The 13,361-nt window shown below is 62.5% G+C and carries 15 protein-coding genes and 1 tRNA gene; 11 read left to right on the forward strand and 5 right to left on the reverse strand.

The genetic code is table 11. From position 1 onward, the window contains the following. Positions 1–7: 7 nt before the first annotated feature. Positions 8–2,023, forward strand: coding sequence for a TonB-dependent receptor plug domain-containing protein (locus tag ACXAJV_RS05535; protein WP_475082845.1), 2,016 nt, complete (start codon positions 8–10; stop codon positions 2,021–2,023). Positions 2,024–2,096: 73 nt separating this feature from the next. After that, positions 2,097–3,794 carry a methyl-accepting chemotaxis protein gene (locus tag ACXAJV_RS05540; RefSeq protein WP_475082847.1) on the forward strand — a complete coding sequence of 566 codons (1,698 nt, stop codon included), beginning with the start codon at positions 2,097–2,099 and terminating at the stop codon, positions 3,792–3,794. Between the two features lie 83 nt (positions 3,795–3,877). Here the strand turns inward: ACXAJV_RS05540 and ACXAJV_RS05545 are convergent, their stop codons facing one another. Further along, positions 3,878–5,014 (reverse strand): alpha/beta hydrolase, encoded by a 1,137-nt coding sequence (locus ACXAJV_RS05545; RefSeq protein WP_475082849.1) that lies wholly within the window; start codon positions 5,012–5,014, stop codon positions 3,878–3,880. Between the two features lie 333 nt (positions 5,015–5,347). Here ACXAJV_RS05545 and ACXAJV_RS05550 point away from each other — a divergent pair, with 333 nt between their 5' ends. The 7 genes from ACXAJV_RS05550 to ACXAJV_RS05580 all read left to right on the forward strand — a co-directional run bounded on the left by ACXAJV_RS05550 (position 5,348) and on the right by ACXAJV_RS05580 (position 9,418). Continuing rightward, positions 5,348–6,604 (forward strand): tyrosine-type recombinase/integrase, encoded by a 1,257-nt coding sequence (locus tag ACXAJV_RS05550; RefSeq protein WP_475082851.1) that lies wholly within the window; start codon positions 5,348–5,350, stop codon positions 6,602–6,604. Then, positions 6,601–7,401 (forward strand): hypothetical protein, encoded by an 801-nt coding sequence (locus ACXAJV_RS05555; RefSeq protein ID WP_475082853.1) that lies wholly within the window; start codon positions 6,601–6,603, stop codon positions 7,399–7,401. The genes ACXAJV_RS05550 and ACXAJV_RS05555 overlap by 4 nt, the downstream gene beginning before the upstream one ends. A gap of 100 nt (positions 7,402–7,501) precedes the next feature. After that, positions 7,502–7,696 carry a helix-turn-helix transcriptional regulator gene (locus ACXAJV_RS05560; RefSeq protein WP_475082856.1) on the forward strand — a complete coding sequence of 65 codons (195 nt, stop codon included), beginning with the start codon at positions 7,502–7,504 and terminating at the stop codon, positions 7,694–7,696. Between the two features lie 83 nt (positions 7,697–7,779). Beyond that, complete coding sequence (locus ACXAJV_RS05565) at positions 7,780–7,983, forward strand: hypothetical protein (RefSeq protein ID WP_475082858.1); 204 nt, start codon at positions 7,780–7,782, stop codon at positions 7,981–7,983. Next, positions 7,976–8,293, forward strand: coding sequence for a winged helix domain-containing protein (locus ACXAJV_RS05570; protein WP_475082860.1), 318 nt, complete (start codon positions 7,976–7,978; stop codon positions 8,291–8,293). Before ACXAJV_RS05565 ends, ACXAJV_RS05570 begins: the two co-directional genes overlap by 8 nt. Continuing rightward, complete coding sequence (locus ACXAJV_RS05575) at positions 8,277–8,735, forward strand: helix-turn-helix domain-containing protein (RefSeq protein WP_475082862.1); 459 nt, start codon at positions 8,277–8,279, stop codon at positions 8,733–8,735. The genes ACXAJV_RS05570 and ACXAJV_RS05575 overlap by 17 nt, the downstream gene beginning before the upstream one ends. A 98-nt stretch (positions 8,736–8,833) precedes the next feature. Continuing rightward, positions 8,834–9,418, forward strand: coding sequence for a hypothetical protein (locus ACXAJV_RS05580; protein WP_475082863.1), 585 nt, complete (start codon positions 8,834–8,836; stop codon positions 9,416–9,418). On the opposite strand, the gene ACXAJV_RS05585 is transcribed toward ACXAJV_RS05580, so the two are convergent. From ACXAJV_RS05585 to ACXAJV_RS05595, 3 genes are all read right to left on the reverse strand, one after another. Next, positions 9,388–10,011, reverse strand: coding sequence for a hypothetical protein (locus ACXAJV_RS05585; protein WP_475082865.1), 624 nt, complete (start codon positions 10,009–10,011; stop codon positions 9,388–9,390). The two genes, ACXAJV_RS05580 and ACXAJV_RS05585, sit on opposite strands and share 31 nt — an antisense overlap. Positions 10,012–10,332: 321 nt before the next feature. Further along, positions 10,333–10,408, reverse strand: a tRNA-Lys gene (locus tag ACXAJV_RS05590). A gap of 110 nt (positions 10,409–10,518) precedes the next feature. Continuing rightward, a complete protein-coding gene (locus ACXAJV_RS05595) occupies positions 10,519–11,619 on the reverse strand; it encodes a Vgb family protein (protein WP_475082866.1) in 1,101 nt (366 codons plus the stop codon). 191 nt (positions 11,620–11,810) lie between these two features. Here ACXAJV_RS05595 and ACXAJV_RS05600 point away from each other — a divergent pair, with 191 nt between their 5' ends. Beyond that, the gene (locus ACXAJV_RS05600; RefSeq protein WP_475082868.1) at positions 11,811–12,149 is read left to right on the forward strand and encodes an Hpt domain-containing protein; all 339 of its coding nucleotides are present in this window, start codon (positions 11,811–11,813) and stop codon (positions 12,147–12,149) included. Here ACXAJV_RS05600 and ACXAJV_RS05605 read toward each other — a convergent pair. Continuing rightward, positions 12,146–12,415 carry a chorismate mutase gene (locus ACXAJV_RS05605; RefSeq protein WP_475082870.1) on the reverse strand — a complete coding sequence of 90 codons (270 nt, stop codon included), beginning with the start codon at positions 12,413–12,415 and terminating at the stop codon, positions 12,146–12,148. The genes ACXAJV_RS05600 and ACXAJV_RS05605 overlap by 4 nt on opposite strands. 199 nt (positions 12,416–12,614) lie before the next feature. Here ACXAJV_RS05605 and ACXAJV_RS05610 point away from each other — a divergent pair, with 199 nt between their 5' ends. Beyond that, the gene (locus tag ACXAJV_RS05610) at positions 12,615–13,238 is read left to right on the forward strand and encodes a glutathione S-transferase family protein (protein ID WP_475082871.1); all 624 of its coding nucleotides are present in this window, start codon (positions 12,615–12,617) and stop codon (positions 13,236–13,238) included. Positions 13,239–13,361 lie beyond the last annotated feature (123 nt).

Consider the following 13,361-nt stretch of genomic DNA (forward strand, 5'->3'; position numbering starts at 1 on the left):
TTTTATCATGAAAAAGCAACTGATCACGACTTCCTTCGCTGCCCTGGCTGCCGGTCTCGTCTGGCAGGCCGGCGCTTCGGCCCAGAGCCTCGACTACACGGCGATGAGCGAACTGTTCGGCGAACCGGTCACCGCCGGTGCCACGGGCGCACCGCAGCGCGCCTCCGACGTTCCCGCCACGATGGTGATCATCACCGGCGAAGACATCCGCCGTTTCCCGGAACGCGATATCCCGGGCATCCTGCGTCACTATGCCGGCATGGACGTGACCCGCTACGGCTTCGGCGACGGCCAGGTCAATATCCGCGGCGCCGCGACGGGCTATACGCCGCGCCTCCTGGTGCTGGTGAACGGCCGTGAAGTCTATCTGGACAGCTATGGCTATACTGCTTGGGCGACCCTGCCGGTGCAGCTGGACGAGATCCAGCAGATCGAAGTGGTCAAGGGCGCCCAGTCGGCGCTCTACGGCTTCAACGCCGTGTCCGGCGTGGTCAATATCATTACGCGCAATCCGGAACTGGGCAATTATGCCACCGCGCACGTCGATGGCGGCACGGACAGCTATACCGACCTGTCGCTGGTTGCCGCCTATGGCTTGGGCGACCGCGCCTCGGTCCGCTTCAGCCTCGGCTCGACGCGCGCCGACGAGTTTGGCGGCTTTCCGGGCAATACCGGTGCGGCCGGCTTCGGCGATGTCGAATTCTCCCGCGACACGCTGGCGCTGGAGGGCCGTTTCGCCCTGACGAACAAGGTGAACCTGATCACCGAGTTCACGCATTCCGAAGTGAACCAGGTGGAAAGCACCAGCATCGCGCTGGCGGCCGAGAGCGAATACGAGATCACCTCCTATCGTGCCGGTGTCGAAGCCGACACCGATCTGGGCTTCCTGACGATCTCCGGCTTCCGCAATGAGGTCGAGGTGCTCTACAGCTTCGGCCTGAACGAAACCTCGCTGACGGCCTTTGCGATCGAAGACCTGTTCAAGGTCGGTACGCGTAACACCATCCGTCTGTCGGCCGAGTATCGCGACGGCGAGTCCAACTCCTTCCCGGCTCCGGGCAATGGCGATTTCGGCTATGAGACCCTTGCCGCATCGGCAATGTGGAACCGCAAGTTCTCCGACAGCATCGAGCTGACCCTGGCCGGCCGCTACGACCATGTGGACTGGAGCCGTGACGGCGATATGGATCCGGCGCTCTACCCGTTCTCGCGGGAAGACTATGACGTCACGATCGAGGAGTTCAGCTACAATGCCGCGCTCGTCTGGCGTCCGGAATTCGGCGGCACGATGCGCTTCTCGACGGGTCGCGGCGTGCTGGCGCCGACGATGTTCGACATCGGTTTCGGTCTGCCGGTAACGGTGGGCGGCAATACGCTGGTCATCTCCGGTGACCCGAATATCGAGCCGGCCATCGTGACCAATTACGAGATCGCCTATGACCGGTCCCTGTCGCCGACTGTCGATCTGCGCGCAGCGCTCTTCTACCACGAGACCGAGAAGGACCGCGGTGCTTTCGGTCCCGTGCCGGATCTCTTCCCGCCGGCCGTCAACGCCCCGGCCTTCCTGTTCGGAAACCGTGGCGACACGGCGACGACGGGTGCCGAGGTCACGCTCAACGGTAATCCGGAAGGCCCCTGGAACTGGTCGGTGAACTACACCCTCCAGTCCGTCGAGGACGATCTGTCGCCCTTCGGTGTCAACACGGTCCGTGACTATGAAGGCGCCACGCCGAGCCATCTGGCGAACGCCCGTGTCGGCTGGACCGGCGAGCGCTTCCGCGCCGATGTGCTGGTCAATTATGTCTCGAGCACGGATGTGCCGATGCAGCCGGCCTTCGGATCCGTGTCGCGCGTGTCTGTTGACGATGTGATCTCCGCCTCCTTCCGCGGCGAATACGTCATCAACGACCACCTGTCGGTCGCGCTGAACGCCCAGAACGCGAATTTTGGCGATGGTGAACAGACCAATGCCAATACGTTAACTGAATCGCGGTTCTGGTTGTCACTCCGCGCAGGTTTCTAGCGGTGACTGCGTCCCGCCGCACGGGTGTGCGGCGGGACGTCCAACCGGTGGGTACCGGAAGAGGAGAGGGAATATGGGCAAGGCATCACGTTTCAGTCTTTCGATCGCGCAATCCTTTGCGGTTGCGCCGATCGCGGCCATTCTGGCACTGACCGGCGTCGCGGGTCTGGGGACCTGGGCGCTGCTCAATGCGTCGCACACCCAGGACGCCGTCATCGGCGACATGAATGCCGGCCTGCGGCTCACCGAATTCCGGGCCCGGCTGGAAGCCATCAACGCCGATGTGCTGAGCATCGTCACGCGGCAGGCCGCCGGCGACAGTGTCGATGTCCTCGCCGGCTTCGAGGCCGTGGCCGGACGGGTGGATGGTCTGTCCGACAGTATCGAGACCCTGCGTCCCTTTGCCGAAGAAGCCGGCCGTGGCGACACGATCAACGAGCTGGTTGAACAGCTCGCGCTCTACAAGGATGCGCTGGACTTCGTCGGCCAGATGCTGGAACTCGACTTTGCCAGCTCCGTGGCCTTCCTCCAGCCGTTTGATGAAGTGTTTGATGGCATCAACGCCGATCTCACGGCTTTGGCGGAACACGCCGCCGAGCTCTCCGAGCAGGATGTCGCTGCCGCTCAGCGCACATCGAATACCTCGATCATCATCTTCCTTTCCCTGGCCGTGATAGCCGGTGCAGGCCTGATCGCGGTGTCCGTTCTCTTCGGCCGCCGGACCGCCAAATCGGTGCGGACGATTGCCGATGCGACGGAAGTCCTTGCGACCGGAGACTATTCGCTCGACATCGATGCGCTGCAGCGCTCCGACGAGCTGGGCGCTGTGGTGGAAAGCCTCAAACGCTTTCGCGATAACGGCCTGAAGGCCGAGCAACTTGAGGCGGACACCCGCGCCCAGGCGGAAGCCAATGAGCGCCGCGCCGCCCGCCTGAACGAGCTGGCTCACGGGTTCGACGCTGATGTCCGCGCGATGCTGCGTGAAGTCAGCGAGGCCTGCAGCGGCATGGCGGCTATCGCCCAGCAATTGTCTCACGCCGCATCGGAAGGCTCGCAGCAGAGCGATCTGATGGCGTCCTACGCCTCCGAAGCGTCGTCCAATGTCGAGTCCGTGGCGGCAGCGGCAGAAGAACTGTCAGCGTCGATCGCGGAAGTGACCCAGCAGATCCAGGGTTCCTCAACCATGGCCTCGCAGGCCGACGAACGCGCCAAGAGCGTGCGTACCGTAGTCGGCAATCTCGGCGCAGCGGCGCAGGAGATCGGTCAGGTTGTCCAGCTGATCAATGACATCTCCGAGCAGACCAATCTTCTGGCCCTCAACGCCACGATCGAGGCGGCGCGTGCAGGCGAGGCCGGCAAGGGCTTCGCCGTCGTGGCGTCGGAAGTGAAGTCGCTGGCCGCCCAGACAGCCCAAGCCACGGACGATATCCGTGAGCGCATCCAGGCGATCCAGGATGCGGCCGCGACCTCGTCGGCCTCGATCGAGGACGTCACCCGCGCGGTCGGCGAAATCAGCCAGACCTCCGCGGCCATCGCAGCGGCGGCGGAAGAGCAGAGCGCCTCGACGCGGGAAATCTCGTCGTCCGTGTCGCAGGCCGCCACCAGCGCCCGCTCGGTGTCGGAAAATGTCGATGCAGTGTCGCGTTCGGCACGTCAGACCGGCGAGGCATCGCAGGATGTGCTGCAGGCCGTGCAAGCGGTGTCCGAGCGCGCCGAACGCCTCAACAAGACCGTGGAAAGCTTCCTGACGGAGGTTCGCAAGGCCGGCTAACTCCCCCTCCTGAAGTCGCCTTGCAATATCGAAGGCCCGGCGCCGGTTTCCCCCCCGGCTCCGGGCCTTCTTGTATCTGCAGATCAGCGCTCGCCCAGGGCGCGGGCGGGCAGGTAGATGATCTGAGCGGCCAGATCGGTCAGCACGCCGATACCGGTCGAGCGCACATGGGTCGACTCTCCCATCAGCGCGTCGTTGAGCACGCCGCTTGATGACAGGCGCATCAGGGTTGGCGAGCTGGCGAAGGTGGTGTGGTTGATGAAGCCGCGGCCGTCGGCAATCGGCGACAGGTCGATCACGGCCACGCCCAGCGCGTTGAGCTCGTCCCGATAGGCGCCGGACCCGATGCGCGGATGGCTGCCGCCGCGAAGCTGCTGCGACAGGAAGAGCGCCCGGTCCCGGTTGGAGGAAAACACAGCCAGATGCTGGGGCGGCGGATCGAGCGAGGTCAGCTGCATGCGGAAGACGTCGAAGTCGATGTCCGGGGAAGCCAGCAGGACAGGGTCTATCTTTTCCAGCACATCGCTGCGGCCACGCAGGCTGAGTTCGCGCAAGGCTTCCATCGTCACCAGCGCGCCCATGGAATGCGCCAGGACGGTGATGCCCATGGTCTGCGTGTCGGCCAGCATGGTCAGCGTTTCGGCCAGCCCGTCGCGGGCAAACTGTGCGCTGTCTCGGTCATAGAGATAGGCGGGCAAGCGTCCGGCCGACGGCCAGGCATAGTGGACGCCGACGCCTGGAACGCCGAAATCATTGAGGACCTGGGCGTTGAGATACAGCCCGTCTGAGAATGGCGTATTGAAGCCGTGCACAAACAGGAAGATGCGCCGCTCGTCCAGCGCGATGGGAGCGAGGGCTTCGTCGATCCTGCTGATGAAGTCGGACCCGCCGGCGAGGTTTTCAAACCCCGTCAGCGCGAACTCCCGGGCCGGATTGACGCGGCTGGAGGGCAGGTTGACGCTGCCGGGTTCCCGATTGTGTGGCACCCATACCCCGGCTTCGGCAAAATAGAGGTCGTCGCCGCGGCCGGGACCGAAACGGATCGCGGGATCGTCTGACGGGGTGCGCGTCGTGGCGATAAAGACGGTTTCGTCGCTGCCCTTGGCCTCGCCCGGGTCAACAACCGGCAGACGCGCCGGGTTGGAGGCGCAGGCGGCCGTCAGGGGCAGAACGGCAAGGATGACGCCCAGCAGGCGGGCTGGCGGTGCAAGGGAGGGCATGCGGGACTTTCCTCGGGCCAGGCGAAGCGCTGCGCGCATCCCTAGGCATTTGCGTGCGCCGTGGCAATGTCGTGCCGGATCACGCAGGGGACGGATAGCCCGGTTTTGCGGGAAAACGAGGAAGAGTATTGGTGCGCCCACTAGGATTCGAACCTAGGACCCGCTGATTAAGAGTCTCCGTGTCCATGTTTCCTGCAATTTCCGCGAGATGCCCAGAGCGGTACTATAGCTGGTAAAATCCCGTATCGGCGTTCCCTGAGAGTCCTTGAGTTGCCGCTAAGGTGGTAGCATTCTGGTAGCACGGACGGCCAAGCTACTAGCGAGGGGCACGAAATGGGAACGAAACTCACCAAGCGGATTGTGGACGCGGCGAAGCCGGGTCAGACGGTTTGGGACGGGGAGTTGCCGGGCTACGGATTGCGCGTGAGTGCCAAAGGCGTGAAAGCCTATGTGCTCAAGTACCGGTTCCATGGTCGCCAGCGCTGGTACACCATCGGCCAGCACGGACGGCCTGCCCCAGCGCTGGGGGAGAATAACCGGACCGCTGATGAGACAGGCGATGCCCATGTCTGGACACCGGACCGGGCGCGCCGCGAAGCAAACCGGTTGTTGGGTGGTGTTTCCGCGGGGATAGACCCGGCAGGCGTTCGCGCGGCGGACAAGGCGGCGGAAAGTCTGAAACAATTCGCCAAGCGCTATGAGCGCGACCACATGAAGCCGCACACCAAGGCGAGCACGGCCAAGGAAACCAAGCGCATTCTGGAAAAGTACGTTCTGCCCAAGCTGGGACATATCCGGGTGAAGGATTTGAACCGGGCAGAGGTCGCGAAGTTTCATGCCGACATGAAGGCAACGCCCTATCAGGCGAACCGTTGCCTTGCCGTCATTTCCAACATGCTCGCCAAGGCCGATGAATGGGGCATACGCGAGGGCGGCGGCGCGGTGTGCCGGTCGATTAAGAAATATCGCGAGACGGCGCGCGAACGCTTCCTGTCAGCCCAAGAGGCCAAAGCATTGGCCGACGCACTGCAGGCCGCCAAGGCGAAGGGCGCGAACCCGCACGCGATTGCCATTATCCGTCTGCTGGCTGTGACAGGCGCTCGCCGCAATGAAATGGAAGCCCTGCAATGGTCCGAAGTGGACCTTGAGCGCGGCCTGTTACGGCTGGGGGATTCCAAGACAGGGGCGAAGGTTATCCCGCTTGCCCCAGCGGCCAAGGTCATCCTGTCCAAACTGCCCAAGGTGAAAGGCAGCAAATGGGTATTTCCCGCCGCGAGCGGTGACGGGCATTTTCAAGGTATCGGCAAAATCTGGCGTGAAGTGCGCAAAGCCGCCGGGCTGGATGGCGTGCGCCTTCACGACCTGCGCCACACCTTTGCCAGCTTTGGAGCCGCTGGGGGCCTGTCTCTACCGCTTATAGGTGCGCTGCTGGGACATAAGCAGGCGGCGACCACACAACGCTATGCGCACTTGGCAGATGACCCAGTGATGCGGGCGGCTGAGCAAGCCGGGAGTGCGGTTGCGGCGGCGATGGGGGGCGATGCAAGTGAAATTGTTCCGATTGCTCTGTCACCGGGTACCTCAAGATGACTGGGAGCATTCCGCCTCCGAGCCTCGTCAGAGCACCACGGCTTGAGCGCGAATGCATCGATCTGGTCGGCATCGTCTATTTGGTCGATGGCTTCGACCTTACGTCCTTGGAGCACGCCTGCGAAGTTGTCCCATTCGGCAGGGCGAGCGGCGCTCTACTAAACTTCGCTCCAACCGAAATCACTCTCCGTCGGCATTGGCCCTGGATTGCGTTCGCAGCGAACCAATTCGAATTTCAAACCCGAGAATACGAAGCCGGTCGGGCCGGGGCATTGCCGCCCTCAGAGGTCAAAAAGCTGTTGGACAGGATCCACAAGAACGCCAGCAAACTGGCCGCCGATCTGTGCGAGCTTCAATCAATCGCCAATCAGCTTGAGGTTCCGGGGAGCCCTGAGGTGCGCGGGCATCTGCGATGGCTAGATGCGCGTTTGAGCCAAGCCATTCGTGGCTTATTGAGCTGCGACCTCGATGATAGCCACGGCGCGTTTTTCGCTAACCATCAGGCACGCATGGCATTGCTGGGGACGCTGGCACGCCTTTCTGCCAGTGCTGAAGATGCGTCGGATAGGTGTGACCCGTCACTATTGTCACGAGGGCGAATGCAGGCGAACCCAGCCGTTACCGGATTGGTGCGAAGGCTCGCCAAGGTTTGGAAGAGCATGACGGATAGGGAGCCAAGCGCGAACAAAGTCAACGGTGGGGAGGACCCGGAGTTTGTAGTTTTCGTTCGAACCGTTGCGAATTTTTTGCGTGAAGAACTTATCACCCGGCGCATGGTTGAGACCGCGTTGACCTAGCGACGCTTTTCCTCGCGAAAAAAATAGGCTTCTGGGGTGTGCGCGGACAAGCGGACACCTCCACCCTTTGCAGAGTCCTCAAAGCAAAGGGAACCTACCTATGGACATTGAATTCCTTAACACCAATCAGCTCGCCGAACGGACGGGCATTGCCGCATCGACTTGGACGAAGCGTCGGACGTCCGGCGATGGCCCGCGCTACATCAAAGCAGGGCGGCTCGTATTTTATCGCTGGCCTGACGTGGAAGCTTGGTTCGCCAAGCAGGCCCGCACCAGCACCAGTGACGCGGCATGAGCTGCGCCCATGAAAAAACCCCAGCGCGGTTTGGCGACCGGGCGCTGGGGCTCGAAATCCCCCACTCTCAGGAGAGAAATTCCATGCGTAACGTACGCAATCGCGCCCCTGTGCGCAACTGGCAGAGTACCCCGCTGGGTCGGTTCGCGGTGCTCGCTGGAGACCGCCGCCGTCTGACTTACGCGGCTCGCTGGATCAACAACCGCTTCCATCCCGGCTCGGGTTCTTTGGCCGCCCTTCATGCGGATCTGGCCGGCTACCCCAGCGAGGAGGTAGACAATGGCTAATCGGCGCTTTGGCACGCTTACTTTTGAATGGAGCCGGGAGGGCGGGGCGCGTCGCTTCAGCCTCTCGGGTCGCCCCGCTTGGGCCTTGTCACGGCTCATCTTGGCACGCGCTGGGGTGACGCCCCAAAGCGAACCGACCGGCCCGAGGTGGAGCGCCTATGTGCACCATCTTCGCCGCGAAATCGGGCTGGAAATCGAAACGCTCCATGAAGCGCACGGCGGCTCCTTTCCCGGCACCCATGCGCGGTACGTACTCCATAGCCGCGTACGGGTTGTTTCGAGGGAGGGACCTAATGGCGGCACGGCATGACGCCAAAGGCCGCAGCAAGGGAGGTGGGCAGTACATGCCCATCTCCCGCATCATGGCCATGAGCGACGCCATGCGCTCGCTCCAGGGGGCATCTCTCAAGGTCTATGTGGAGCTGCGGAGCCGCTACAACGGCTCGAACAACGGGGACTTGTCCCTGTCGTTCGGTGAAGCCGCCGACCTCTTGGGGCTGGGCAAGTCCACTGTCGCACGGAGTTTTGCGGAGCTGGAAGAAAAAGGCTTCATTGTGAAGACCTCTCAGGGAGAGTGGTACGGACGCCGGGCCGCAACATGGGCGGTGACGGATCGGCCCTTGGAGAAGGGCGGTGTCACCACGAACGCTTGGCAGCGCTGGCGCTATCCAAAAACAGACCCTCGGTACTCAGGCGGCACCATGAGGGCGGTTGCGTGCCGTCACAGGACCGGGGGGGAGAAAAATTTCTGACTTAGCGTTCCGTGTCGGTACTCGTCACGCCGCATCAACGCGGCTGACGGTGCCGTCTCAGGACTGCCTATACAGTCTTTACCAGAGGAGGCCGCGCGATGGCTGAGAAGCATGTGAGTTTGAAGGACCGGCAGGCAGAGCTTGCGGGCGAGGCTGCTGAGCGCGTCATGGCGCGGAAGCGGGAGCGGCTTGGGCCAGCCAAGCTGAAAGCCGAGCGGGCTGCGGACGGCACCGTGACGATTGGTGCGGCCACAAAGCAAGATGAGTTGAAGGCACTGGCGTCGATGGCGGTAACGGACGGAGATGCCCTGAACCTGCTTTCGAAGGCGCTCCTGTCGCTATCGGACAAGGCGGCGGTGAAGCTGGACCCAGGAGAGGAAAACGGCATGTTGGCGCTCCTGCACGAGCTGGAGCCCAGAGACGCAGCGGAAACCATGCTGTGCTGCCAGATGGTCGCCTCTCACTTGGTCGCCATGGAGTGCTTCAGGCGCTCCACAATCGATGGCCAGACCTTTGACGGGCGTGACGTAAACCTTCGCCACGCCGAGCGGCTGACACGCATTTTCGCACAGCAGATCGACGCCCTAAACAAGCATCGGGGGAAGGGGCAGCAGAAGGTGACCGTGGAGCACGTGACGGTGAATGAGGGCGGTCAGGCAGTAGTGGGTTCGGTCAGTGGATAGTCCTCAAAATCCGCCACCGCTTCAATAACTGACGCGGCGGGTAAAAGGAGTCTCCTAGAGGCATCGTTGGCGTAGGGTTCAAAGCCGTACGTCCGGAAAAAGCCCTCCGCATCTTCGTTTATCGCTTCCAATTGCAATGCGTAACCGCCGACAGACTCGATAGCTACGCTCGCTGTTCGGAGAGCATCAACGAGCGTCTGTTCGCCGTATCGGAGGTCGGTTCCTCGCTGACAATCCCGGTGCACACCCATCCATTCCAATTGAACGCATGGAAATGTCAGGTGGAATTGATCGGTGCTGGATTTATGCGAGCGGCCAACGTCGGCCACCGGTTCCCCGTGCACTCGGAGAGTGTAGTACGCGAGTACGATACCGTCTTCGTTTAGAGCAAGCTTCGTTCGAGCTAAATGGCGCGAATGTCGCTTCCAAGCCTTAGATTTGAGATACTGATCAACCGCGCGCTCGCGAGTTTTGATTTCCGGCGCTCGAATGGCTTCAATGATAGGCTGGAAGTCTAGCTTAGCAGGTTTCTTCACGTTCGCGGCACGTTTCCATTTCCGCAACGCGTTTGACCGCCGCACGCAGCTTGTCATTCACTCCGCCGCTCTCCCGGCGAATGCGCTGAATCGCATCGAACGCTTCCCTCGACGTGCGGAAAGGCGGCTCATGCGAGCGGCGTTCAGGCCAAATTCTGGCAAGCAAGTTGGTCATAGCGGTCGTAATGTAACTTTTGAAGTCAACCATCGCAAGAAACTTAAGCCGTAACTTCTTCCTATAAGGCTAACGCGTAAGGTTTCTGATTGTTCGAACGATATCGCACGAGATGGATGGCTACTGCCAAGCGCAGTGGTAGCGCACTGGTAGCTTAGCCGCGCATAGACGCTTCAGGCATCGCTGCAAAGCATTGGAAAAATTGGTGCGCCCACTAGGATTCGAACCTAGGACCCGCTGATTAAGAGTCAGCTGCTCTACCAACTGAGCTATAGGCGCGCCGGTTGGGAGCGCGGAAAATACGCAGGATCGTGACAAAATCAAGTCACTCCTTGCGCGCCCCGCACATGTCAGGCATGCGCGAGGCGCAGGGCTGGGTAAATGGTCGCCTATTCGACCTGTGCCCGCCCGATCGTTCCCATGTCTGAACCGAACCAGATTTCACCGGTCTGCGGCAGGTATTGCATGTGACGCACGACACCGCCGCCGGACGGGATGGCTGTTACCGAGAAGAAGCTTTCGCTGGCCGGATCGAAACCGACGAACCAGTTGGGATCGACACCCGTTTCGACAAACCAGATCCGGTCCTGGCCATCGACGGCCAGGGCGTAGGGGCGGGCATTCTCGCCCGAGGGCATTTCCCACTCGGTCGCGCTGGCGCTTTGCGGATCGTAGACGCCGAGATAGCCGCCATTGTAGTCGCCATACCAGATGCGCCCGTCCGAGGTGATGCCGATACGGCGCGGACGGCTGTCCTCGCGCGGCAGGTCATGCTCGGTCAGCGTCATGGTCTGCGGATCGATCGAGGCCAGCTTGTACGTGCCGAACAGGGCAACCCAGACCGTGCCGTCCGGCGCGATCTTGATGCCGTAGGGGCGGGCGCCCTCGGTCGGGACCGGCAGGATCTGCACCGTGCGTTCCGACACATCGAGGAAGCCGACCGAATTGGCTTGCTGGCTGGAGAACCAGATATCGCCGTTCGCGTCCCAGACGAGGGTGTGCGGGTCGCGGGCCGTGTCCGCCGGCGTCTCGATGATCTCGAATTCACCGGTCTCGACATCATAGCGGCCGATATGGGCATCGCGATTGCCGGCATACCAGACGTCACCGTCCGGGGCGACGATCAGATTGTGCGGGCCTGCGCCCTCGCGCAGGTCGACCCGCTCCATCTCGCCGGAGGCGACATCAAGGCGCGCGATGTAGGAATTTTGCTGGCCGACGAACCAGACCGTCTGGCCGTCCAGCGTGAAAGGGTCGCGCGGGCGGCCGTCCCACGGCACGTCCCATTCCTCGATATCGATGCTGGCGGCCGCGGTCTCTTCACCCGCTGTCTCTTCGCCCGCCGGGTCGACTGGCGTGGGATCTTCTGCTGACCGGCTTTCCGGCATGCTCCCGGCCGCGTCGTCATCCGCAGGCGCGGGCACATCCTCGGTGCAGGCGATCAGGGCCAGACTGGTAAGGACGGCAAGCGGCGTGAGTGTGTGGCGCATAGGTCTTCTCCCGTTTGCGGCGAACACTAAAAGCGAGCGGGCGTTGGCTGCAAGGCAAATCGCTCCGGTACAGGGCGGAAAATTCTCCTCCTGCGCGAACCTCAATGCGCTGTTCACCCTGACCGCAAATCACCGATAGGACCGTCCGGCGATGAAGGCCGTTGTTAAGACTGGCCGGCTACAAGGTCCGCATGCTTGCTGACAGGACATTTTCGGACCGGCCCTTGTTCGATCAGGCCCATCTCGACCGCTATACCGGCGGCGACGAGGCCCTGACGGCCGAACTGCTGGGTCTGATGTGCGAACAGGCGGCCCGTTGCATCGGCCTGATGGCCGATGCGCGTGACGAGACGGCCTGGCAGGCGGCAACGCATACGCTGAAAGGGGCCGCGCGCGGCGTTGGTGCGTTTGCGCTGGCGGATGTCTGCGAAGCGGCCGAACATCAGCCCCAATCGGCCTGGCCGGGCGCGCGGCTTGCCATTGAGCGCTGTTTTCGCGAAACCGAGACGGCGTTCCGCGCGCCGCGCTAGCGCGTTTTGTCCCAGATATTGAATTCGTAGGCGATGGAGCGCTCGACAAGTTCGCGCCAGACTGGCTCGGCAATGTCGAGGGAGAGGCCGACGCGGCTCGCCTCTGCCTTCACCTTCGACACGACATCCTCGATGCGCCATTCGTCACGCACGGCGTCACGGTCCGGCTTGATGCGGGCCGCTGCTTCCATGTAGCGGGCACGCTTGGCGATCAGGCCAACCAGCTCCCGGTCGAGCGCATCCACGCCGTCGCGGACTTCGGCCATGGTGCGGCAGTCTTCCGGAGAAAGGGGAGAGGTCGACACTGAGCTCATCGGGCAACCCTGCGAAGTTTCGTTTCTTATAGGCGGGCGCGCCGCCAGTCCCAAGCCGTCAGCTGTCAGAGGTGGTGAAAACCGTCCCGGCAGGGCTCGCCATCCCCGCGCGTGGCGCTATGGTGCCATCCAGCACGAGGGAGTCTCTGTCATGTCTCAACCCGTTCGGATCTATGGCGACCGGCGCAGTGGCAATTGTCTCAAGGTGAAGTGGACCGCGGATTATCTCGGTCTGGATTATGACTGGCACGAGATCGACGTCGTGAAGGGTGAGACCCGGTCCGACGATTTCCTCGCGATAAATCCGGCCGGCCAGGTGCCGTGCCTGGAACGGTCCGACGGACGTATCCTGGCTCAGTCGAACGCGATCATCTTCCACCTCGCACGCGGCTCGGCGCTGATCCCGGACGACGAATTCGACCAGGCGAAGATGCTGGAATGGATGTTCTGGGAACAGTACAGCCATGAGCCCTTCATCGCCGTCCGCCGCTTCCGCAAGGCCTTCATGAACACACCCGACGAAGAGATCGAGCCCGATCTCATGGCGAAGGGACGGCGGGCCTTGGGCGTGATGGAAATGCGTCTCCTTTCGCGTGATTTCATCGTGCGCGACCAGGTCAGCCTCGCCGACATTGCTCTGGTTGCCTACACCCGGGTCGCCGATGAGGGCGGTTTTGACCTTGATGAATTCCTCGGCGTCCGCGCCTGGGTGGCGCGGGTCGAGCAGGAAATCGGCATCGATATGGATGACGGCCGTATGAGTCCGCTGGGCTAGGCTGGAACGCCGGATTTGCGGGTGCCGGACCGGCCTCGGACGCGGTCCGGCACCCGATCCGGGCCTGTCTGGGGCAGGACCGGAAAAGGCACGCGCTTTCAGGCGCCGTGTTTAGTGGTTTGT

Source organism: Maricaulis sp. ABE4_448 (assembly GCF_056160825.1).